Source organism: Streptomyces sp. NPDC048664 (genome assembly GCF_040650555.1).
Lineage (GTDB): Bacteria > Actinomycetota > Actinomycetes > Streptomycetales > Streptomycetaceae > Streptomyces.
Genome location: NZ_JBEZHK010000036.1, coordinates 1 through 21533, shown reverse-complemented (window position 1 = coordinate 21533; position 21533 = coordinate 1). Strand labels below are relative to the sequence as shown.

The window sequence follows — 21533 nt, the reverse complement described above, 5'->3', positions numbered from 1 at the left end:
AAGCCGTGCCGGACCCGACCGCCCCGGTCCGGTCCCGAAAAAGTTTCCGGTCCGGTGCAACCCGGCGCCGCGCCCGTGCGTAGTGAAGTGGACAGCCGCACTTCACACGGGGGATCCCATGCACCTGGACCGTTCCGCCGGCCCGACCGCCGACGGCGTCGGCGCCGCCGCGCCGCACACCGCGGAAGAGGGCACCACCAGGTGACCGAGGACGAGTTCGACCTCTTCTACACGGCTTCCTATCCCCGCCTGGTCGGCCAGCTGTACGCCCTGACGGGCGACCACGCCGAGGCCCAGGACGTGGTGCAGGAGGCTTTCGTGCGTGCCTGGGACCGGCGTTCGACCGTCCTGAACGGCGACCGGGAACCGGAGGCATGGATCCGCACGGTGGCGCACCGTCTGGCGATGAGCCGCTGGCGGCGGGCGCGCCACTGGTGGGAGCTGGTCCGGAGCACGTCCGCCCCCCGGGCAGCGCCCGAACCGAGCCCGGACCACGTGGCGCTGGTCACCGCCCTGCGGCGACTGCCGGAGGCGCAGCGGACCGCGATCGTGCTGCATCACCTGTGCGATCTGAGCGTGGAGCAGATAGCCACCGAGACCGGGACCGCTCTCGGCACCGTCAAGGCGCGTCTGTCTCGGGGCCGCACCGCACTCGCCGGTCATCTGACGATCGAGGAACCCCGCCTCACGGAGGAAGCCCGTGCCTGAGCAGCAGCCTCCGCAGCCCCTGACCGAGGCGGAACTGTCCACCCGGCTCCACCTCCTGGCCGCACAGGGCACGGCGGCCGCCCCGACCACCGGCGCACAGGTCAGGGGGCGGGCGGTACGCCGCCGCCGCGCCCGACGCGGCGCGCTCTGCGCCACCGCGCTCGCGGCCCTCGCCGCCGTCGCAGGCGGCGCCCCCGACTCCCCCACCAGGGCGCCCGTGCCGCCGGCCGCCCCGCCCCCGGCACCCGTCCAGCGGGTGACGATCGACCTGGACGCCCACACACTCGCCGTCGAAGGCAGGAAGTTCCGCATCAGCGGGCTGGACGAAGCCTGCCCGATCGGCGAGACGCTGGTCACCGTCAGGGCGAAGCACCCCGCCCTGAAGATGCCGCCCAACAGCGCCGCCAAGTACGTCGCGAGCGCCCGCGTCAGGCGCTGGGCGGTCACCTTCACGGACCGCGCCCACCGTCAGCGGCTCCTGATGGGCGCGCTGTACCCCGTCGAAGGCCTCGGAAGCATCGGCAACGACGCCGGGCCCGGCTCCGTCGACCTCTCGCCCTCGGACGGGAAGTGGGTCTACGACGCGATCAGGGTCGGCGCGCGCGTGGAGATCAGGGGCCATCAGGGCGCGAAGCCGGCCCCTGACTCCGAGTGCTACGAGCGCATGCCCGTGGGCGGCGACGCCGGCACCGGCTGACGCCGCACCGCGCGCCTGACCGCACCCGCCCGTCCTCTGTATCCGGGGCGGCACCCGCCACCCCCCAATCGCGTGCGCTGCGCACGCATCAGGTGTTACAGTTTCAGCGAAGCGTGCGTAACGCACGCATTGATCGCTCGGCGTTCCCTGCTTCGCCCCGAAAGGACACCACCATGACCCTCACCCGCATCGAGGCCGCCCTCAACGACCTGCTCTTCAACCGCGACCTCCCGCTGGAGGAGGCCGTCGACCGCCACTTCGCCCCCGACTACCGGCAGCGCACGGACGGCGAGTGGGCCGATCGCGCCGGGTTCCTCGACCACATCGGCCACCTGCGCGGCATCGTCGCCGACGGCAGGGTCGAGGTGCACGAGGAGCTGTGCGACGGCAGCAGGTACGCCGACCGGCACACCTGCCACGTCACCAAGACCGACGGCAGCACCGTCGCCATGGAGGTGTACGTCTTCGCCGACCTCACCCCCGACGGCCGCTTCCGGCGCATCGAGGAGACCACCCTCATGCTCCAGGGCAGCGACGCCGACCGCGACCTCGGCAGCGCCCGCTGACGTGACCGAGCGCCGGTCGCGGGAACGGCCGATCACGAGCGGTCCCGCGCCGGCGACTGTACGGTTCACCGATGCGCGCACACCGTATCGACCGCCCGGCCGATCTCGACGTGGTCCGTGACTCGTACGACCGCGTGGCCGACAACTACGCCCACATGGTGCTGTCGACGGGAATCGGCGACATCCGCCGCCATCCCTGGCAGAAGGCGTCGATCGACGCCTTCGCCGACAGCGTGGGCGGGCTGGGGCCGGTTCTCGACGTCGGCTGCGGACCCGGCACGGTGACCGGCTACCTCGCCGAACGCGGACTCGACGTGTCCGGGGTCGACCTGTCGCCCCGCATGATCGAGAACGCGCGCCGCCTTCATCCGGGATGCCGCTTCAGCGTCGCCTCCGCCACCGAACTCGACCTGGCGGAGGCGTCCCTGGGCGGCGTCCTCGGCTGGTGGTCGCTGTTCAACCTCCCGCGCGCCGTCCTGCCCCAGGTCCTCGCCCTGTTCGCGCACGCCCTGAAGCCGGGTGGGCACTTCATCACCGCGACCCACGTCGGCGACGTGGACGCGGTGCGCACGGAGGCCTACGGAGGTGTGCCCGTGCGCTGGACGACGCACAAGTGGCGGCCGGAAGAACTCGTCGCCCTGATCGAGGAGGCCGGGCTGCGCCCGGTCGCCGAACTCCGGCTCCCCGGGGAGGAGTGGAGCGGCCCGGGCGTGGTCGTCATGGCCGAGCGCCCCGCCTGAGCGCGCCGTCCGCGCCGCTGACGGGACGGCGCCGCCAAGCACCCGGCCGGCGGGACCGCGCGGGGCGCCCGGCACCGGATCCCCGACATGACGTTCCGGCGCCGCTCGGGCGGGTGGCGACAACCTCGACGGGGGCCCGTGGGGCCCTGGGAGTGCGCCGGGCCGCCACCGGTCGGGACACGGCGCGGCCCATGCCCCAACGGGCCGTCCGCCCGTGCGCGGCGCCGTGCACGGGAGCGGCTCCCGGGCGGTGGCGCGGTCGGCTACCCGGGTCCGCGGCCGGGGGGCGGTCCCGTGCGCGGGCGCGGACGCTCTCCCTGGGGACCGAACATGACCAGGTACTCGACCGGCCCGCCGGTCCCGGCGTTGGCGACCCCGTGCGCGACGCGGGTGTCGAACTCGGCGACGTCCCCGGCGCTCAGGACGAGGTCCTGCTCCCCCAGCGCCAGCCACAGCCGCCCGTACAGCACGCACAGCCACTCGTGGCCGTCGTGGGAGACCTGCCGCGGCCGCGCCGCAGGCTCCTCGACCGCGGGCAGGACGTGCTTGTGGGCGTGCAGACCGCCGACGTAACGGGTCAGCGGAAGCACCGCCTTGTCGTCGCCGAAGCGCCGCGGGACCGGCGTACGGGGCTCGGTCGGCGCGGCGGGTGCGGTGCCGGCCAACTCGTCCAGGCCCACGCCGTACTCCCGCGCCAACCGCAGCACCACCTCCAGGGTCGGCCTGCGCCGGCCGGTCTCGATGCGCGAGAGCGTGCTCAGCGAGATGCCGGTCGACCGGCTGACACCGGTGAGCGTGGCACCGCGCCGCTCGCGCACGGCCCGCAGCCCGGAGCCCATCGCCGCCATCGTCTCGGCCATGCCGTCGTCCACCACCCTGACCCCGCCCCCTCCGGCCACACCGCCCTGTCCTGCCAGTTTGCCAGGGCGGCAAGAGTGATCGCGTCGGACGGCCGCCGCGCAGCATGATCGACGGGTACCCCGCGTCCGCCCCGATCCGAGGAGAACCCCATGCGCTCCCAGCCGTCCAGTCAGCCGCGCCACCGCACCATCGAGGCTCCCGCCGGGCGCCTGCACCTGGTCGAGCAGGGCAGCGGCCCGCTGGTCCTGCTCGTCCACGGCTTCCCCGAGTCCTGGTACTCCTGGCGCCGGCAGCTCCCGGCCCTCGCCGCGGCCGGGTACCGGGCGGTGGCGCTCGACGTGCGCGGCTACGGCCGCTCCTCCAGGCCCGCAGAGAGCGACGCCTACCGGATGCTGGACCTGGTGGAGGACAACGTCGCCCTCGTCCACGCCCTCGGCGAGCGGAGCGCCGTGGTCGTCGGACACGACTGGGGCTCCCCCATCGCGGCCACGTCCGCCCTCGTGCATCCCGAGATCTTCCACGCCGTCGCCCTGCTGAGCGTCCCCTACGCGCCGCCCGGCGGCCCCCGGCCCACCGAGGTCTTCGGCCGGATCGGCGGCCCCGGCCAGGAGTTCCACGTCTCCTACTTCCAGGAGCCCGGCCGCGCCGAAGCGGAGATCGAGCCGGACGTCCGGGGCTGGCTCGCGGGCTTCTACGCGGCCCTGTCCGCCGACACCATGCCCGCCCGGTCCGAGCCCGACCCGCACTTCGTGGCCCGCGACGGCGGCAGGCTGCGCGACCGCTTCCCCGCGGGTCGGCTCCCCTCCTGGCTGACCGAGGACGACCTCGACGTGTACGCCGGGGAGTTCGAGCGCACCGGACTGACCGGTGCCCTCAACCGCTACCGCGCCATGGACCGCGACTGGGAGGACCTCGCCCCGTACCGCGGGGCACCGATCAAGCAGCCGTCCCTGTTCATCGGCGGTGCCTCGGACGCCTCGACCACCTGGATGGCCGACGCCATCGACGCCTTCCCGACGACCCTCCCGGGCCTGGCCGCCTCCCACGTCCTGGAGGGCTGCGGCCACTGGGTCCAGCAGGAACGCCCCGACGAGGTCAACCGCCTGCTGACCGACTGGCTCGCCTCCCTCCGGTACTGAACCCCGGGCGCCCCTGCCTCGCCGGGCCGGCGGGCCCGTCGTGGGGGCGGCGGGCGGCACGGCCCGCGAGCCATCGATGACGAGAGCGGGGGTAGGTGGTGGTGACCTCATCCGTTCGCACGAGAGTGGTGCCCCGCATGGCCGATACACAGGACGTCGTCGAACTCATCCTTCAGGACCACCGGCGCATGGAGGACCTGTTCCGTCTGATGCGCAGCGTCGAGGCCGACCGGTCCGCGGCCCTCGACGAGTTCGCGGGCCTGCTGATCGCGCACGCGGCGGCCGAGGAGGCCGAGGTGTATCCCGTCCTGAAGCGGTACGAGCGCATCGACGACGAGGAGGTCGAGCACGGGGAGCACGAGCACGACGAGGGCAACAAGGCTCTTCTGGACCTCCTCGAGGTGGAGGAGGTCGGCTCCGAGGAGTGGGACTCCAAGCTGGAGGACCTGGTGGCGGCCATCACCCACCACACCGACGAGGAGGAGCGCACCATCCTCAACAGCGCGCGCGAGAACGTGGCGATGGGGCGGCGCGAGGAACTGGGGAGGGCGTTCCGGGAGGAGCGCGAACGCCGGCTGAAGGACGACTGCGGCTCGCTCCGCAACGTGCGCGGCATCGTCCGTTCCTGACGGCGCCCCGGCGGGGGTCGGCCCCCGCCGGGGCCCCGGGCTGTTCGAGTACAGCGGCTCGGCCCGGCAGCACGTGCCCGGGCGTGCTCAGTGGCCCGGGCCGCCGCTGCCGTAGTGGCCGCTGATCTGGTCCCGGTAGGACGGGTCGCCCAGGTGCTTGTCCTTGTCGAACTCGGGCGCGTTCTTGATCTGCTCCTTCGACCGGGCGACCCTGATCGTCCTGTCGTCGTGGTCGACGGCCGTGACGGTCCCGGCCGGAAGCAGGACCTCCTTGCCGAAGATCCACACGCCGGTGTCGACGACGATGTACTGGGAGCCGACGTCGTTGGAGTGCTGGTCGACCTTGCCGATGTGCCCGTCCATCGCCTCGACCTTGTACCCGGTCAGGTCGGTGTCGGGGGTGTGGCCCGCCGTCGGCGCGTAGTTCCAGATGCTCTGAGTCACAGGAGTCCTTTCGCACAGGGTCTGCAAGGGGTGGCTGCACCGCGTGTTCCGCGGCCCTCCTCCAGGTGTCCTCGACCTCGGACGGCAAACGCCGGGAGGGAACCGCTCACCCGTTCGGACGTTCCGTCCGGGCGTCGCCGGTGAAGTGCAGCTGCTCCTCGGGGCGCAGGCCGAGGACGACGGAGTTGCCCTCGTGGACCACTCCGTCGAGGGTGACGTTCACGAGGTCGGGACGGATCTCGACGAAGGCGACGCGGGCGTGGAAGACCACGCCCTCGTGGTTCTCGTACGAGAAGGTCTCGCCCACGTGGGAGTCGGTCAGTTCACCGGCGGCGATGACGTGTGCGTTGTGCGCGACCTTCACTTGTTCTTCCCCTTCGACGGTCGGCCCGACTGCGGGCCGGTGGGCTCCCACCTACCCTCCTGGCGGGCGGCGAAGCCCGGCACCTCGCCGGCCGCCGGGGCGTCACCAGGTGAGGTGCCACGACATGCCGCCGTCGGTGGACGCGAGAGCGACGAAGAGGACGAGGTCGGCGATGCCGAGCCCCAGTCCCAGCCGGGCGCGGAAGGGGCGCGGTGTCCCCCGCTTCAGGGCGAGGGAGGCGAGAACGATGGCGAGGGGTCCGAGCACCAGGTTGAGGACCAGCAGGCCCACGAGTCCCAGGACGAACGAGGCGACCGCCATGCCCTCGGTGTCGCGGCGGCCGGTGGCTCGCGACGGTGCCGCGGTCAGGCGCATGGGTCAGGCCCTCCTCGTTCCGGCCCGGCGATGCCGCTCCCGGACGGCGAACACCGCCAGCCAGGTCAGGACGATCACGGCGGCGATCACGGTGACGGGCCAGGGCAGGTACGTGACCGACCCGAGCAGCAGGGCGAGGACGACGAACGCGACGACCAGGAAGAGCATGGCCTACCTCCCCGTCACCGCGTGCGGCTGCCGGTGGGAATGTGTCTGCGGGATCATGGCGGTACGGGTTACCCGCCGGTCACTTGGCATGCCTGCGATTCCGGCCGTCGTGCGGCGTCACAATCCGGCCATCGCGGCGGTGCGTTCGGACGGCAGGCGGCCGAAAACCCGTTGCCCGGGTGATGGCGGGATGGCTAGCGTCGACCCGGCGCGAAGGACGCGTGATCGCCGGATGAGGAGGCGATGACCATGGCTGCCCTCGGCCGTCGTCAGCATGCCCTCATCCGGCGCGCGCGAGAGCACAGCGCGGCCGGTCGTCTCCCACGACCGAGGAGCGATCCGTGTCCACCTCCCCTTCCTCCCCCTCGTCGGCCCCCGCACAGCTGACCACCGACCGCCTCGTCCTTCGGCCCTGGACCGCGGCCGAGGCGACCGCGGTCCGCACCGGCACCAGGTCGGCGCACTGGGCGGACGACTTCCCCGCCGAGGGCGACCACGTCATCGCCGGCCTCCTCGCACAGCACCCCGCCTGGCTCGGCGCACACGGCCACCGCCTGATCATCGAACGCGACCGTCACCTCGTGGTGGGATCCATCGGCCTGTTCTGGCCGCCCGCCGAGGGCACGGTCGAGATCGGATACGGTCTTGTGGCGTCCCGCCGCGGCCGGGGCTACGCCACCGAGGCCACCCGGGCCCTGGCCGGCTTCGCCCTCACCCTGCCCGATGTCCACACCGTGGCCGCGAGCACGGAGCTGTCCAACCCGGCCTCTCTGCGCGTGCTGGAGAAGGCGGGCTTCTCCCGCGTGGCCACCGAGGGCGACCTGGCCCGCTTCAGGATCACCGGACCCGACCGGTGGGAGCGGTGACCCGAGGGGCCGGCGCACCCGGAACGGCTTGGAGGCCTCTCGGATGGAGCTTGCGACCGACGAACGCTGGACGCGTTCGGGAGTGAGACTGCGTCGGGCGGCGGTGCGCCCGGGGCCGTGGAACTGGCTCTTCGTGCCGGGCGGCCCCGGCCTCGGTTCCGCATCGGTGGCGGGGCTGGCGCGCGTGTCCTCGGTACCGGGCACGACGTGGCTGGTCGACCTGCCCGGTGACGGGTCCAACCGGGGCTTCCCGGCCGTCCCCACGCGCCCGTTCGAGCGGTGGCCGGACGTGCTCGCCGAGGCCGTCGAGGGCATGGCGAACGTGGTGATGGTCGGGCATTCGACCGGCGGGATGTTCGCGCTCTCGGTTCCCGAGCTGGAGCGCGGCCTGTCCGCGCTGGTCCTGGTCAGCAGCGCTCCGCACGCGGGCTGGCGCCGCACGTTCGAGCGGTGGGCCCAGGCGCGTCCGCTGCCCGGGGTGCAGGACGCGCTCCGCCGGCACGCCGCGCAGCCCGGTGACGAGACCCTGCGCGCGCTCACCCTCGCCGCCGCCTCGTGGAACTTCACCCCGGCCGGGCTGGCGCGCGGCCGACGGCTCCTGGAGGGTCTGCCCTACTGCCAGGAGGCGGTCGCCTGGGCCGAAGCGCACTTCGACGAGTCGTACCGCGCGCTCTGGACGCCGCGGACGCTCCCGACCCTCCTCGTCAGTGGCGCCGAGGACCACGTCGTCGACCAGGACATCTGGCGGCAGGCCGAGGGCTTCGACCGGCCGAACGTGCTGCGGCGCCACATCGCGGGGGCCGGGCACTTCCCGTGGATCGAGAACCCCGACGCCGTCCGCGAGGCCTTCACCGATCTGATCGCCCTGCTCGAACGCTCCTGACCCGCCCGGTGCGCCCGCACGCGCCTACGCGGCGGGTTCCTTCGCCACGGACACCACCGGGACGGGCGGCTCCTCCTGCGGGCGCCAGCCGGGGCCGCGGAACACGAGACCGGCCCGCTCGCTCCAACTGCGGGCCGTCCTCACGTCCTTGGCGATGGCCAGGTACTCGTGCGAGGCGACCTTCAGCGGGTTGTACGTCCGGATGTTCTTCGTCAGCCCGTAGACGGGCCGTTCGGTCTCCGGGGTGAACGTCGCGAACATCCGGTCCCAGACGATGAGCACCCCGCCGAAGTTGCGGTCCAGATAGCTTCCCTGGGAGGCGTGGTGCACCCGGTGGTGCGACGGCGTGTTGAAGACGGACTCGAACCATCGGGGCATCTTGTCGATGCGCTCGGTGTGGATCCAGAACTGGTAGGCGAGGTTGACGGAGGAACAGAACGCCAGCACCACCGGGTGCACCCCGAGGGCGACCATCGGGAGGAGGAAGTACCCCACGGTGAACGTCATCCAGGGCTGGCGCAGCGCGGTGGTCAGGTTGAACCTGCGGCTGGAGTGGTGGACGACGTGGCAGGCCCACAGGATCCGGACGACGTGGTGGCTGCGATGGCTCCAGTAGGACAGGAAGTCCTGCGCGAGCAGCATCAGCGGAAAGGTCCACCACAGCAACGGCACGCGCAGTGGCGTCAGTTCGTAGACGACGCTGTAGATCGCGACATCCTGGAACTTCCACAGGAAGGTGAAGAAGAGACTGCCGATCCCCATGCTGACACTGGTCGCCGCGTCCTTGGCCTCGTAGCCGGCGTCCTCTTCGTGGGGATGCAGCCGGACGCTGACGATCTCGACGACGGCGAGCAGCACGAAGGCGGGGACGGACCAGACCACGACATCAGGGAGGTTTGGCATGGAAGGAACCGTATAGTGCCCTCCCGTCCGGGAGTTGACACCCGTTGCCCGGTGGGCGACTGATATTGCTGCCCCGGTGTCACGGCCGGGTCCGCAGACCGGACGACTCCGTATCGTCGTCGGCGGTGTCCAGGATCGCGGTGAGCGCCTGGGCGGTCGTGGTCCGGTACAGGGTCGGTACGACGCCGGCGGGGGGCCGGGGGCCGACGAGGGCGGTGCGGGTTCCGGCGCGATGACCGGCGTCGACATCGCAGGCGGAGTCGCCGACCGTCCACGAGGAGGGCAGGTCACGGCCGAGGTCGGCCGCGGCCTGACGCAGCATTCCCGGGGCGGGCTTGCGGCACGAGCAGGCGATGGCGAACCGCGGCACGGTGCCGTCCGGATGGTGCGGGCACAGGTAGATCCCGTCCAGCCGGACCTGCCGGCGGGCCAGGAGTTCCCGCAGTCGCCGGTGCATCGGCGCGATGGCGGCCTCGTCGACCAGACCGCGGGCCAGCCCGCTCTGGTTGGTGACCACGATCAGGGCGAAGCCGTGGCGCCTCAGGGCGCGCAGCGGTGGCCCGATGCCCTCCTGGAGCACCAGGTCCTCGGGGCGGGACGGGTAGTGCCGGGGCTCGGTGAGGGTGCCGTCGCGGTCCAGGAACAGCGCGGGTCGCCGAGGGGCGCGGTGGACGGTCGGACGGGTGGGAGGGGGGTTCCGGGTCATCGGCGGGAGGGTGCGCGGCCTTCGACCATGTCGCGCAGGTGGTCGGCCGCGCCGGCCGTCTCGGTCAGGAGGAGGGACCGCGCGCAGTGCGGTTCGAGCGTGAGGTACCCGTCGTAGCCCGCGCTCGCCAGGCCCTCGATCACCGTCGGCCAGTCCACTTCCCCGGTGCCCAGAGGCACCGTGTCGTAGGCCCTGCCGTGATCGGTGTACCGGGTCCAGCCCTCGGGCGGCTCTCCCGCCGGTGCGCGGCGCACGTCCTTCACGTGGACGTGGCGCACCCGGGACAGGAGCAGGGGCAGCGCGTCGCGGGCCGGGTGGACGTCCGCGCACAGGAAGTTCGCGGCGTCGAAGGTCAGTCCGAACCAGGGCGAGTCGACCCGGGCAGCCAGGGCCGCGAGTGCCTCCGGCCGCCTGCTGACGTCGGACCCGGCCGGGTCCCATCCGAACGCGTCGAACTCGTTCTCCAGCACGACCACCACGTTCTGTGCCGCGGCGTGGTCGAGGACGGGCGCCAGCGCGCCGGCGTACGTCTCGATGGCGTGCCGGTCGTCGACCACCGGCGCGTGGCCGAAGTAGGTGTTCACCCGGTGGCTGCCCGTCCGTGCCGCCAGCGTGATCGCCTCGCGCAGCAGCGGGACGGAGTCCGCCGCGCCGGTGCCGTAGAGCTGGCTCGGGGTCGACACGCAGGCCGTCCGCAGCCCGGCGCGTTCGAGCTTGCGCAGTGCGCCGTCGACGCCGTCCCGCAGCGCGTTCTTCGGATACCAGAACTCCACCGCGTCGCATCGGGCGGACCTGGCCATGTCGATCAGGCCGTCGACGCCGTCGGTGTCGGTGAACTCGGTGCCGGAGACCGCGATCGGCATGTCCCGCATCAGGAGTCCCTCTCTGCTCGTTGCCACTGCCGCCTGTTCATCCGGCGAGGAGCGCCCCCAGCCGCTTGCCGAGCGCCAGCGTCGTCATCGACGGGTTGGCCGCCCCGGTGCGCGGCATCACCGACGGCCCGCACGCGTACAGGCCCGGGATGTCGGTGAACTGGTGCTCCTCGTCCAGGACTTCGCCGAAGGCCAAGGTGCCGGCCTCGTGCTGCTCGGAACCGAGCGGAAAGCTGTAGGTCAGGGGTGTCGCGGTACGGACCGCTGTCAGCCGGTCGGCGAGATCGGGCGACCCGTGGCGCGGCGAGAAGCGCAGCGGGTCGGCCCGGACGCCGAGGAGTCGTGCCGTCTCGGCCCACAGTTCGCCGAGCAGCTGCCGCTGGGCGGCGAGCACCGCTCCGTCGGCCGCCGCGAGGGGGGCGTGCACGGTCGTCGGCCAGGGCCAGGCGCCGCCGTCGTCGCACCGCACCCGGCCGTGCGGGCCGCGGCGCTGCTCGCCCATGGTCCAACTGTCCATGACGACCGTGTCGTTCGTGCCCCGGGTGAAGCGCACGAACTGGTTGGACCGGGTGGCGGCGGTACCGGTGCGGTGGTGGACGTGGCCCTCGTCGGCCGCCGCCCGGACGGCCTCGGTGAGCCGTTCGGTGTCGCTGAAGGCGACCGTGAACCCCTGGGAGATCTTGTCCACGAGCCCCGGCAACGCGCGTGGTGCGGCGCGGTCCGAGGCGGTCAGCGCCTGGATGGCCAGTCGGCTGTTCACGACCGTGCCGGCGGCCAGGACCACCCGGTCCGCACGCACGTCGCGCAGCTCACCGTCGTCCGTGCGCACCACCACGCCCGCCGCTCGGCCGCGGGCGACGCGCACGCCCAGCACGTCGTGGCCGGCGAGGATCGGCACGTGGCGCACCCTCGCGTCGCCGTCACCGTCGTCGTCCCACCACGCCAACGGGCTGAACGCGCTCCACCTGCCGCCGGGTTCCGCGCGGGTGGCGTGCGGCGTGCGGTCGAACTCCATTTCACCGACGGTCAGTCCGGGTTTTCCCGGCGGCTCGGCGCCCCAGCCGACCACGTCGTCCACGACCCGCTGGTACAGCGACGGCCCCCCGTCCCAGCTCTCGGTCAGTTCGGTGACGACCGCTTCGGGCCACTGCTCGGAAAGGGCCCAGCGCTCGACGGGCAGCAGCACGCCGCCCCAGTAGAGCGAGCGGCCGCCGACCCGGCGCCGCAGGCCGGCCAGGTCGCGGTAGCCCCCGTCGACCGTCCGGTACGGACGGCGGAAGTCGGGGTCGGTCTCCGGGCGCAGCCAGAGCCGGAGCGCTTCGGCCGAGGAGTGCGCGTGCTGGATGTGGGTGCGCCCCCGGTCGGGTCCGGCCTCCAGCACGGCCACGGAGCCCCGGCCCCGGCGGCCGAGTTCCGCCGCCGTGGCGAGACCGGCCATGCCCGCGCCGACCACGAGCGTCTCCACGTCGGCCAACGATTCCACTGACACCTCACGGTTGTTCGCGGTCCGGATGCTGTCTTCGGGCGGTCTTCGGGCGGTCACACCGGGCACGGTCGCTCTCGACTGGCCGTCATGGTGGGCGCGCGCCTGTGGGGCAGTTCGAGCTTGTAGGCGTGGGCGCCGCGCGTCAGGTCGAAGGTGTCCGTCCCCTGGGCGGCGAGTTCGGTGACCATCGCGGCCGTCAGCAGGTGTCCCGGCGAGTCGCGGCCGTGGTCCAGGGCGTAGGCCGCGCGGTAGGCGTAGTACGTGCGCCGGTGCCGGAAGCCGAACCACCCGGCGAGCAGGGTGTCGTCCAGCCACAACTCGTGCAGCCGCGCGGCGCTGGACGGCTCGGCCGCGACGGCCGCGTACGTGCGGTCGACCACGCCGCCGTCGAACGGCGCGACCGTGTCGGGCCGTTCGCGCCACTGCCGGGTGTGCAGGTCGATGAACGCCGGCAGGCGGGCGGCGACCCGCGCCGAGGTGTCCGCGCAGGTGAGCCGGAGTGTGCCGGCCCGCCCGAGCCGGCGGCGCTTTCGCCGCATGTCCCGGCGCTCGCTGACGCGTCGGACGACGTCGGGGTCGGTGAGGTCGAGCCGGAAGACCGTGTCCGACGGCCGGGGCACGGCGCCCAGCGCCGACACGGCGCGCAGCAGCGGCCCGCCGGCCATCAGGTCGGTCAGCTCCAGCCGGGCGCCGAACTCCCGCTGGCAGCCGTCGATCGCCTCGGCCAGCGCCGCGATGTCGGGCTCGGATGCGGTGGGCGGCCCGTCGCCCACCTGCGCGACCTCGTTGTAGTCGGCCCACGGCCAGGACAGCGGGCGCAGGAGTGCCGTGCCGCCGTCCTGGTGCAGTTGCAGGCCGACCACCAGGGTGGGCCGGTCAGAGCGCGTCAGGTGGACGAGCACCGGGGTCGCGCCCTCGGCGTCCGCCGCCTCGCGTATCCACGCCCGCCACCAACCGCGGGTCTGGAACGGCGTCCGCGCCGAGAGGCGGTGCGCGTCCAGGAAGTCCGTCGCCGCCCGCGCACCGTGCTCGAACGCGACGGCGTTCATCCGGTGCGCCTCCGCCGCCCCGGCGCCCGGCCGTGCGGTGCGGGAGGCGCGGCCCCCGCCGGGCCCGCGCCGGGATCCGGTCCGCCGCTCATGACGCCGCCTTGGCCGCGTCCTGAACCGTGGTCCTGAACAACCGCGCCGCCGCCTCGATCGCGTCGTCCTCGGCGGTCACGTCGATGCCCACTCCGCTGCCGAGGTAGGAGTCGACCACCCCGACGCTCAACGCGATGCTGCGGCCGAGGAGGTCGTCCGTGCGGGGCAGGCTGCCCGGCGGGTAGGACCGGCGCGGGACGGCGTGCTCCGGCCCGCGTGGTGCGGACGTCGCGGAGTCCAGGAGATCCGGCCGCAGCTGGGGCATGTTGGCGTAGTTGTGCTTGCCCGACCGGCTCAGGGTGATCGTGCCCAGTCGGGCCGCGACCTCCCCGGCCAGCGCGGCGGACGCGAAGGTGTACGCGAGCACCGTCGCGCAGTCGCCGTCGGGGTCGTGCAGTCGGCGAGGCGTCACCCCGGGCAGGTCGCCGATCGCGTCCGCGAGCTTGTCACGGTTGGCTCGCAGCGTGCGCAGGATGTCCGGCAGCTTGCGCACCTGGGCCAGCGCGACCGCGCCGGTCAGCTCGTGCATCCGCAGGTTCAGGCCGAACAGCGGCGGCCCGTCGGTGACGCCCGACCGCAACGGCGCGGCACCGTGGTCGTGCAGGGCGAACGCCGTCTCGTACAGGGCGTCGTCCTCGGTGAGCAGCACGCCGCCGTCGCCCGCCGTGAAGGTCTTGAAGACGTTGAGGCTGAACGCGCCGAATCCACCGAAGGTCCCCAGGTGCCGGCCACGGTAGGTGCCGCCCCCGGCCTGCGCGCAGTCCTCCACGAGCAGCAGCCCGTGCTCACGGGTGAGGGCGCCCAGCGCGTCGAGGTCGCACGGCGCGCCGAGCATGTGCACGGCGATCACCGCCTTCGTGCGCGGGGTGATCCTCGCGGCCACGTCCGCCGGGTCGAGCAGCAGGCTCTCGTCGATCTCGGCGAGCACCGGCTCGGCCCCGGTGTGCGCGACCGCGGCGATCGAGGCGATGAAGGTGTAGCCCGGCACGATCACCTCGTCGCCCGGGCCGACACCCGCGGCGAGCAGCCCGGCGTACAGGGCGCTCGTGCAGCTGTTCATGCCCAGGCAGTGGCGCGCGCCGGTCAGGGCGCGGAACTCCTGCTCGAACCGTGCGACCTTCGACGGGGGCGCGGCGCCCTCGTGGTCGTCGAAGCGGTACCGGCTCAGCTCCCGTTCCCGTATGACGCTCAGCAGTTCGGCCTCCTCCTCCGGGCCGATGCGGGATATTCCTGGTCCTGCCATAACGATCCGCCCTTCGTCCGGCTCTGTCCTGTCATCCGTGCCCGACCGCGGTCCGCGGCGCGGACGGCCCGCGGGCCAGGTCGCCGGGGACCAGGTCCATCAGCAGTGCGTCCCGCCGGGTGTCGCGGTGGCGTTCGTACGCCCTCATCAGGCCGACCTGCTGGAAGCCCACCTTCCGCAGGCACCCCAGGGCCGCCTCGTTGCCGGGGTGGGGCGCCGCGGTGACGCGGTGCCGGCCGGCGGCGAACACGGACCCGGCGAACAGCCTCAGCGCCCGTGTCCCGATCGACCGGCCCCGGTCGGCCGCGTCGGCCACCGCCACCGCGTCGAGCCGGACGTGGTCGACCTCCGGATCGTCCTCGGTGCGGTACTCCAGGAAGCCGACCGGACGGCCGTGTTCGAGCATCACCAGGCAGCGTTCGTGCTGGAACCGGCCGAGCACTCCGTCGGTCGGCTCCAGCGCTCGCCACGCCCGCACGTCGGCGTCGCCGAACGTCCGGCGGAACAGGTCGAGGTCCTCCGGTATCGCACGGCGCAGACCGATGCCGCTCTCGTCGGCCTGGTCGTCCTCGACGACGGCGGCACCGGGCCGCACCGACGCCTGCTCACCGGCCGCGATCAGCGTCTCCAGCAGGTCGACCAGCTCGGCGGCGTCCTCCGGTCGCGGGTCCGGCACGACGCGGCACGTGGGCATCGCGAACGCCTCGGCGGTCAGGAACGGATGGTCGCCCAGGACCAGCAGCGGGCGTCCGGTGTCCAGGGCGAGGCCGATCTCGGTGAGCGTGCCGTAGCGGCCCTCGAACGCGATCATGCCGTCGCCGCACCAGTTGAGGATGTTGCTCCGGGCCAGGTCCATCGACGTGGGCAGGGCCCAGGTGGTCCCGTCCTCGGCGTCCGACAGGCGGTTCCACTTCAACAGGGCGAGGGTGTCGCCGCCGACCGCCTGGCAGCCCTTGTTGGCCGCCGCGGCCACGCCGCCCTCGCCGCCGCTCACCAGGCCGTAGCCGCGCCGGGCGAGTTCCCGGCCGATCATCTCCGCCAGCAGCAGGGCGTCCCCTCCCGCGTTGCCGGGCCGGCCGCCGAGGACCGCGATCGCGCGCCGACGGGTCATTTGACCATCTCCTGGTGACCGGACTTCCGCATGCTCCACTCCAGTTGGTCCAGTTCGATCAGTACGTCGGCGGGGCGCACACCGGCCGCGCACGGAGCCGGGCATCCGGTGTAGTAGAGCCGGCAGGTGCCGTTCGGCTTCATGTGGGAGCAGGACAGCGCGAAGGCGCTCTGCACGATCCGCGAGATCTCGGGGGACGCCACCGGCGACCAGATGGCGCCGTCGGTCGCCAGGTACAGCGTGACCACCGGGCACCCGAGGGCGGCCGCCAGGTGCACGGCCAGCGTGTCGTTGCTGACGAGCACGTCAAGGCCGGCGATCCAGTCGCGGAGGGCTTCCAGGGAGTGCAGGAACCGCGTGTCAGCGACGCCCGGCACCGAGGACAGCCGTCGCGCCAGCGCCTGCTCCTCCTCCCCCCGGCCGACCGCGACCTCGGCGGTCAGGCCCCGGTCGCCCAGGTGGGTGATCAGCGTCGACCAGTCCTCAGCGGGCCAGCGTTTGACGGCGGCACTGGCGCCGACGTAGCACCCGACCACACCGGCGCGTGGTCGTCGGCGGTCGGCGAGCCAGGCCGGGTGGTCCAGGTCGACGGGGACGCCGTGTGCGCGCAGGAGGGCGGCGGCCTGCTCACCGAACGGCGACCGCTGCGGCCGCTCGCCCAGTTCGTGCAGGTCCCAGCACTCGACCCCCCTGCTCGTCGCCTCCGCACGGAACTGGAAGTAGTTTCCGTCCTCCTCGGCGGACTCCATCCTGAGGTTGACGACCAGGTCCACCCCCGTGCGGTCGACGAAGGTCCACAGCGCCTCCCGATCGGCCGGCAGGAACCGCCGCCACAGTGCCGGGACGCTCCCGCGGGCACCCCGCAGGCCGACCGCCGTGCGCACCCACGGGGCGTCGAGTGCGATGTTCGGTGCCATGAAGTAGCGCCAGCCGGGATGACGTCGCTCGAACGCCGCCAGGAGCGGCGCGGCGATGACTCCGTTGCCCACGCCTTCGTTCATGACGACAATTGCCGTACGCATACGTGCCCTTCTGGGTCGGCGTCCATGAAGTGGTGGATGGCCGGCGCGGCATGGATGACGCGCTAGCCGTCGGTTCCCGGTCGGGCGCTGAGACGGCTCAGGAGGCGGGGGGTGGCGAGCAGGCTCAGGTAGTCGGGCTCGTTGCGCGCCCGCTCGATGCCGGGGCGCAGGTCCAAGAGGTAGCGCACCGAGTCCACCTCCTGGCAGCCGACCCCCAGTTTCCTGGCCATCCGGTCGTACAGCCCCCGCGCGGCGCGGTTGTCCGGCTCGGTCTCGCCCTCCGCGAACTCGTAGCCGCGCCGCATCGCCTCCACGAACGCCGCGGCCACCAGGATCGCTCCGATGCCCCGCACGCCGCGCAGCGATTCGGTCACGTAGACGTCGTGCACATACGCCACGTTGTCGGCGAACTGGAGGTTCGGAAGGGGGTCGACCATCACCAGGCCCACCGCGGTGCCCGCTTCGACCGCCATGATCTGGAAGCTGGCCTCCCGGCCGACGATGCCCTCGAAGAAGGTGCGGGTGCCGGCGAGGTCCACCTCTTTCCCGCAGTCGTGCTGCTGCTCGACCACCAGAGGCATGAGCATGTCCAGTTGATCCTTGCTCACCACGACCGTGTCCATACTCACGTGCTCTCCATCCCTGCGGTGCTGGCACCGATCGGTCCGTTCCGTGCCTCGGCTGACATGCCTTCAGCTGCGGTTGTTCATGGGGTCGAAATGCAGGTACAACGCGTGGGCGGCGTCACGCAGGTCGTCCGGGCCCGGGCGGGGCCGGGTCGGCAGCGACGCGTCCAGAGCGGACATGTCGGCGCAGGTCCAGTACTGGTACCGGCCGATGTGGGGGTTCGGGACCAGCCGCACGGTCAGCGGCGTCCCGGCGAAGTCCGAGCACCAGCGCAGCAGTTCGGCGAAGCTGACCGCGTGGCCGGATCCGAGGTTGTAGATGCCGGAGGGCGCCGCGGGATCGGCCATGAGGACGCACGTCCGCGCGACCGTGGCGACGGGGACGTAGTCCCGGCACGCCTCCAGGGTGTCGGCGAACAGCGTGAGCGGCTCCTGCCGCGCGGTCGCGCGCAGCAGTTGGCCGATGATGGAGGCCATCGACTTCTTGTGCCGCTCCCCCGTGCCGAAGACGTTGGTGAACCGCAGGCCCGCCCATCCCGGTCCGTCGTCGGCGCCGTACCGCGTGGTCATCTGCGTGTCGAACAAGGCCTTCGACCGGGCGTAGGCGTTCAGCGGGCCGGAGCACGCGGGCGTCCCCAGTGCGGACTCCGGCAGCGGCCGCCGGTCGGCGATCTCGCCGTAGACGCTCGACGATGACGCGTACAGGAGACGGGTGCCGCTGCGCGCACAGCGCTCCGCCAGCGCCAGCGGCCCGGTGACGTTCGTCCGCTCCAGCTTCTGCCAGTCCTTCTCGACCGTGCTGCTGATGGCGCCGAGGTGCACCACCGCCGTGAACAGGCCGGCGTCCACCGCGTCGAGGATCTTCGGATCGTCGAAGGAGCAGATGTGAGCGGTGGCGTCCCGGCACAGGTCGGGGGGCGGTGCGATGGTGTCCACCATGGTCACCTGGTGCCCGGCGTCGAGGCAGGCCCGTGCCACGTGCCTGCCGACGAAGCCGGCCGCTCCGGTGACGAGCACGCCCTGTCGGGTCGTCATCGTGTTCGCGCCGACTCGATGAGCGAGGACGTCGACCAGCCGGCGACGAAGGGCACGACCACGGTTCGTCCGCCCAGCGAGCCGACCAGTTCGCCCTCGGGGATCCGCATCCCCGCGTAGTCGCCGCCCTTGACCCAGATCGCGGGTCGCAGCGCGCGGATGGCCGCGTCTGGCGTGTCCTCGTCGAACACCAGCACGGCGTCGACGGAGGCGAGCGCTTCGAGCACGAGCGCGCGTTGTGCCGCCGGGACGATCGGGCGCGAGGGGCCCTTCAGCCGGGACAGCGAGTCGTCGCTGTTCAGGCAGACGACCAGGCAGTCACCCAGTTGGCGGGCCTGTTCGAGCAGCCGGACGTGTCCTGCGTGCAGCAGGTCGAAGCAGCCGCCGGCGGCGACCACGGTGCCGCCCCTGGCGCGGACCGCGTCGGCGAGTTCGAGTGCCCCTCGCCCGGCGGTCGGCGCCCCTTGCCCGGTGGCCGCGGTCCGGGCGCTCGCGCGTCCCGTCGTCGGTGAGCCGTCCTCGGGCGGGTCGTCCAGGCACCTGGGCCCACCCGCCGCGACGTACGCCGAGGCCGCCTGGACCGCCGAGGCCACCGCCTCGCTGGGTAATCGGCCGCAGGCCAGGATGGTGGCGAGGTGACCGGCGAAGAAGTCACCGGCACCGCAGGGGTCGGCCTTCCCTCCCGAGGCGATCCTCGTGGGCACGACCAGCGGCGGCAGATCCGCGTCGGCGAGCAGGACGGCCCCGTGCTCGTGCCGGGTGAGCGCCACCTGGACCGGCCCCCACGCACGCGCCACCGCGCGTGCCGCGTCCACGTCGTCGGACAGCGTGTCGCCGCCCGCGAGGGAGCCGATCACACGGGCCTCCCGGCTGTTCGGCGTCACGACCGCGGTCTGCGGCACCGGCACCGCGCCGCGCGGATGCGGGTCCCAGACCAGCGGGGAGCGCCGGGCGGCCTCGGCCAGTACGGCACGCAGGCCGGTGTGCGCGGCGACGCCCCGACCGTAGTCGGACACCAGGACGCCGCCGGCCGCCATCAGCACGCGCCGTGCCGCGGCCAGCGCCGTCCCGCCCTCGCGGCCGACCGGCGGGCAGACGTCGTACTCGTCCAGCATCATCATGGTGCGTCCGGCGGCGCGGATCCGTGTCTTCACCGCGGTCGGGCCGTCGAGCCCGAGGTCGACCACCTCGACGCGCGCCTCGTCCAGCAGCGTGCGCAGCCGGTCGCCCACCGCGTCCATTCCGAGTGCGGTGACCAGGGTGACCGGGTGGCCGCCTCGCGCGCTCAGTACGGCGGCCAGCGCGGCGCCTCCGGGGCGCGTGTGCGTGGTGCCTCCGGTCACGACCAGGGCCGGCTCGTCGGACGCGACCCGCTCCACCCGGCCGAGGTGGTCGCGGTCGACGAACGCGTCGCCGACCACGACCAGGTGCGCGCGCTCCCCACGGCCCGCGGCGGACCTGCTCCGCCTCACGGGCTCCGGGGGCGAGGCGGGCGAGAGCTGCTGCGCGGACGCGGCGGTGTCCGTGGGGCTGTCGTCCCCGGCGGTGGCGGCGGCGTCGTCCAATGCGGTGGCGGCGTCGTCCAATGCGGTGGCGGCGGTGTCCGGGGCGGTGGCGGCGTCCATGGCGGCGCACATCAGGTGGATCACCACGAGGTGGCATTCCTGCACCGTGGACAGCTCCTGGGCCGTGACGGTCACCGCCTCGTCCACCAGTGTCGCCAACGGGTTGGGTGCCGGCCCCGTCAACGCCCAGGTCACCGCGCCGACCTGACGCGCGGCCTCCGCGGCGCGCAGAAGGTTGGGGCTGCGGCCAGATCCGGACATGAGCAGCACGATGTCGCCCGGCCGCGCGTGCGCCCTGACCTGCCGGGCGAAGACCTGCTCGTAGCCGTAGTCGTTGCTGATCGCGGTGACCGAGGACGTCTCGGCGTGCAGCGACAGCGCGGACACCGGTGGGCGCTCCGCCCGGAACCGGCCCACCAGTTCGGCCGTCAGGTGCTGGGCCTGCGCCGCGGACCCGCCGTTGCCGGCCACCAGCAGGCGTCGGCCCTCGCCGCCCGACCGGGCCAGCCGTGCCCCCCAGTCGGCGACCCGGGACAGGTCGAGTTCGGGCAGGGCCTCGGTGAGCTGTTTCAGGTACTGAGCAGCGGTCGGGATGTCGGCCGTCATGCCGGTGCTCCTCCTGCCGGGCGCCCCCGGAAGTCGTTGAGTTCGATGGTGTGGCGATCGGGGTCGGCCACGAACGCCACCGTCTCCTGCTCGATCCGGTGCGGCTCGGTGACCACGCGGTAGCCGAGCGCGCGCACGTGTTCCACCAGTGCCGGCACGTCGGCGACGCGGAACGCGACATGGTGCGTGGGGTGCGGGGCCGGCACGAGGTCCCGCTCCTGCCACAGTTCCACGCCCGCCGGTCTGCCGTCCGGCGCCATCTGCAGGATGACGCGGTCGGCCAGGTCGTAGCGCACGACGCGGGACAGGCCGAGCGCGTCGGCGTAGAACCGTTCGGCGGCGTCGATGTCCGCCACGTCCAGCCTGATGTGGTCGAAGGCCGTGACGCAGGTGACTGCGTCCACACGGTCCAGCGATTCGCTGCCCAAGCCGCGGTCCTCCTTCGGGAATGACGGGGATTCTCCACCTGACCCGGCCGCAATTTCCGGCCACAGGCGGCTGAAAGGGAGAGTGGAGGTCTTTTCCTGCGTCGACCGCCGGATGACGGCATGTGCGCAATGCCTTTGTTCCGGCGTCGCGTTGTCGGAATCCTTCGGTGCGGCGCCATTCCTGTCAACCCCCGGCCGGTCGCCGTTCCACCGGCCGTGAGGGCCAAGTCTAGGGAGTCGAGTCGGCGGCGGTTGACCGGACTTGCGCAGTGCATGGCCGATGTTGCGGGTGCTCCATGCATGTGCGCCGTGCGCCGGTCTGGAGACGACCGGCAGGCGGCGGGTGTC

At 73.0% G+C, this 21533-nt stretch carries 25 protein-coding genes and 1 pseudogene; 8 read left to right on the top strand and 18 right to left on the bottom strand.

Annotated features, from left to right (window positions below; translation table 11 throughout):
* The first annotated feature begins 201 nt into the window (after positions 1 to 201).
* From AB0C59_RS29880 to AB0C59_RS29865, 4 genes are all read left to right on the top strand, one after another.
* The gene (locus AB0C59_RS29880) at positions 202 to 708 is read left to right on the top strand and encodes a SigE family RNA polymerase sigma factor (protein ID WP_363010076.1); all 507 of its coding nucleotides are present in this window, start codon (positions 202 to 204) and stop codon (positions 706 to 708) included.
* Positions 701 to 1405, top strand: coding sequence for a hypothetical protein (locus tag AB0C59_RS29875; protein ID WP_363010074.1), 705 nt, complete (start codon positions 701 to 703; stop codon positions 1403 to 1405). Before AB0C59_RS29880 ends, AB0C59_RS29875 begins: the two co-directional genes overlap by 8 nt.
* A gap of 173 nt (positions 1406 to 1578) precedes the next feature.
* A complete protein-coding gene (locus tag AB0C59_RS29870; protein ID WP_363010072.1) occupies positions 1579 to 1971 on the top strand; it encodes a nuclear transport factor 2 family protein in 393 nt (130 codons plus the stop codon).
* A gap of 71 nt (positions 1972 to 2042) precedes the next feature.
* Positions 2043 to 2711 carry a methyltransferase domain-containing protein gene (locus AB0C59_RS29865; protein WP_363010070.1) on the top strand — a complete coding sequence of 223 codons (669 nt, stop codon included), beginning with the start codon at positions 2043 to 2045 and terminating at the stop codon, positions 2709 to 2711.
* Positions 2712 to 2974: 263 nt separating this feature from the next.
* On the opposite strand, the gene AB0C59_RS29860 is transcribed toward AB0C59_RS29865, so the two are convergent.
* Positions 2975 to 3571: an XRE family transcriptional regulator gene (locus AB0C59_RS29860; RefSeq protein ID WP_363010173.1), complete on the bottom strand. Its 597-nt coding sequence runs from the start codon at positions 3569 to 3571 to the stop codon at positions 2975 to 2977.
* A 150-nt stretch (positions 3572 to 3721) separates the two neighbouring features.
* On the opposite strand from AB0C59_RS29860, the gene AB0C59_RS29855 reads away from it, so the two are divergent.
* Both AB0C59_RS29855 and AB0C59_RS29850 read left to right on the top strand, forming a co-directional pair.
* On the top strand, positions 3722 to 4711 hold the full coding sequence (locus AB0C59_RS29855; protein ID WP_363010068.1) for an alpha/beta hydrolase: 990 nt from the start codon (positions 3722 to 3724) through the stop codon (positions 4709 to 4711).
* 137 nt (positions 4712 to 4848) lie between these two features.
* Complete coding sequence (locus AB0C59_RS29850; protein ID WP_363010066.1) at positions 4849 to 5340, top strand: hemerythrin domain-containing protein; 492 nt, start codon at positions 4849 to 4851, stop codon at positions 5338 to 5340.
* A gap of 87 nt (positions 5341 to 5427) precedes the next feature.
* On the opposite strand, the gene AB0C59_RS29845 is transcribed toward AB0C59_RS29850, so the two are convergent.
* From AB0C59_RS29845 to AB0C59_RS29830, 4 genes are all read right to left on the bottom strand, one after another.
* Entirely contained in the window at positions 5428 to 5784 is a 357-nt protein-coding gene (locus AB0C59_RS29845; protein ID WP_363010064.1) for a PRC-barrel domain-containing protein, read from the bottom strand.
* A gap of 106 nt (positions 5785 to 5890) precedes the next feature.
* Positions 5891 to 6148 (bottom strand): hypothetical protein, encoded by a 258-nt coding sequence (locus tag AB0C59_RS29840; RefSeq protein WP_363010062.1) that lies wholly within the window; start codon positions 6146 to 6148, stop codon positions 5891 to 5893.
* A 102-nt stretch (positions 6149 to 6250) separates the two neighbouring features.
* Complete coding sequence (locus AB0C59_RS29835; protein ID WP_363010060.1) at positions 6251 to 6523, bottom strand: DUF4190 domain-containing protein; 273 nt, start codon at positions 6521 to 6523, stop codon at positions 6251 to 6253.
* A 3-nt stretch (positions 6524 to 6526) separates the two neighbouring features.
* A complete protein-coding gene (locus AB0C59_RS29830) occupies positions 6527 to 6691 on the bottom strand; it encodes a hypothetical protein (protein ID WP_363010058.1) in 165 nt (54 codons plus the stop codon).
* Between the two features lie 341 nt (positions 6692 to 7032).
* Between AB0C59_RS29830 and AB0C59_RS29825 the strand changes: the two genes are divergently transcribed.
* Together AB0C59_RS29825 and AB0C59_RS29820 are read left to right on the top strand one after the other, a co-directional pair.
* Complete coding sequence (locus AB0C59_RS29825; RefSeq protein WP_363010056.1) at positions 7033 to 7557, top strand: GNAT family N-acetyltransferase; 525 nt, start codon at positions 7033 to 7035, stop codon at positions 7555 to 7557.
* A gap of 43 nt (positions 7558 to 7600) precedes the next feature.
* On the top strand, positions 7601 to 8440 hold the full coding sequence (locus AB0C59_RS29820; protein ID WP_363010054.1) for an alpha/beta fold hydrolase: 840 nt from the start codon (positions 7601 to 7603) through the stop codon (positions 8438 to 8440).
* Between the two features lie 24 nt (positions 8441 to 8464).
* On the opposite strand, the gene AB0C59_RS29815 is transcribed toward AB0C59_RS29820, so the two are convergent.
* The 13 genes and pseudogenes from AB0C59_RS29815 to AB0C59_RS29755 form a co-directional block, all read right to left on the bottom strand.
* A complete protein-coding gene (locus AB0C59_RS29815) occupies positions 8465 to 9343 on the bottom strand; it encodes a sterol desaturase family protein (RefSeq protein WP_363010052.1) in 879 nt (292 codons plus the stop codon).
* A gap of 79 nt (positions 9344 to 9422) precedes the next feature.
* Positions 9423 to 10049, bottom strand: coding sequence for an HAD family hydrolase (locus AB0C59_RS29810; protein WP_363010050.1), 627 nt, complete (start codon positions 10047 to 10049; stop codon positions 9423 to 9425).
* The gene (locus AB0C59_RS29805; RefSeq protein ID WP_363010048.1) at positions 10046 to 10921 is read right to left on the bottom strand and encodes a sugar phosphate isomerase/epimerase family protein; all 876 of its coding nucleotides are present in this window, start codon (positions 10919 to 10921) and stop codon (positions 10046 to 10048) included. Before AB0C59_RS29805 ends, AB0C59_RS29810 begins: the two co-directional genes overlap by 4 nt.
* 37 nt (positions 10922 to 10958) lie before the next feature.
* A complete protein-coding gene (locus AB0C59_RS29800) occupies positions 10959 to 12404 on the bottom strand; it encodes an FAD-dependent oxidoreductase (RefSeq protein ID WP_363010046.1) in 1446 nt (481 codons plus the stop codon).
* A gap of 56 nt (positions 12405 to 12460) precedes the next feature.
* Positions 12461 to 13456, bottom strand: a complete 996-nt coding sequence (locus AB0C59_RS29795) for a GNAT family N-acetyltransferase (RefSeq protein WP_363010044.1) — start codon at positions 13454 to 13456, stop codon at positions 12461 to 12463.
* Positions 13457 to 13544: 88 nt separating this feature from the next.
* The gene (locus AB0C59_RS29790) at positions 13545 to 14792 is read right to left on the bottom strand and encodes a DegT/DnrJ/EryC1/StrS family aminotransferase (protein ID WP_363010042.1); all 1248 of its coding nucleotides are present in this window, start codon (positions 14790 to 14792) and stop codon (positions 13545 to 13547) included.
* 31 nt (positions 14793 to 14823) lie between these two features.
* Positions 14824 to 15903, bottom strand: coding sequence for a GNAT family N-acetyltransferase (locus AB0C59_RS29785; protein WP_363010040.1), 1080 nt, complete (start codon positions 15901 to 15903; stop codon positions 14824 to 14826).
* Complete coding sequence (locus tag AB0C59_RS29780; protein WP_363010039.1) at positions 15900 to 16925, bottom strand: glycosyltransferase family 9 protein; 1026 nt, start codon at positions 16923 to 16925, stop codon at positions 15900 to 15902. The genes AB0C59_RS29785 and AB0C59_RS29780 overlap by 4 nt, the downstream gene beginning before the upstream one ends.
* 62 nt (positions 16926 to 16987) lie before the next feature.
* Complete coding sequence (locus AB0C59_RS29775) at positions 16988 to 17548, bottom strand: GNAT family N-acetyltransferase (protein WP_363010171.1); 561 nt, start codon at positions 17546 to 17548, stop codon at positions 16988 to 16990.
* 69 nt (positions 17549 to 17617) lie between these two features.
* Positions 17618 to 18586, bottom strand: coding sequence for an NAD-dependent epimerase/dehydratase family protein (locus tag AB0C59_RS29770; RefSeq protein ID WP_363010037.1), 969 nt, complete (start codon positions 18584 to 18586; stop codon positions 17618 to 17620).
* A complete protein-coding gene (locus AB0C59_RS29765; protein WP_363010169.1) occupies positions 18583 to 20211 on the bottom strand; it encodes a PfkB family carbohydrate kinase in 1629 nt (542 codons plus the stop codon). The genes AB0C59_RS29770 and AB0C59_RS29765 overlap by 4 nt, the downstream gene beginning before the upstream one ends.
* Positions 20200 to 20757, bottom strand: a pseudogene (locus AB0C59_RS29760) (SIS domain-containing protein); the annotation flags it as partial. The gene AB0C59_RS29765 and the pseudogene AB0C59_RS29760, both read right to left, overlap by 12 nt.
* Positions 20754 to 21185: a VOC family protein gene (locus AB0C59_RS29755; RefSeq protein WP_363010035.1), complete on the bottom strand. Its 432-nt coding sequence runs from the start codon at positions 21183 to 21185 to the stop codon at positions 20754 to 20756. The gene AB0C59_RS29755 and the pseudogene AB0C59_RS29760, both read right to left, overlap by 4 nt.
* Positions 21186 to 21533: the final 348 nt, after the last annotated feature.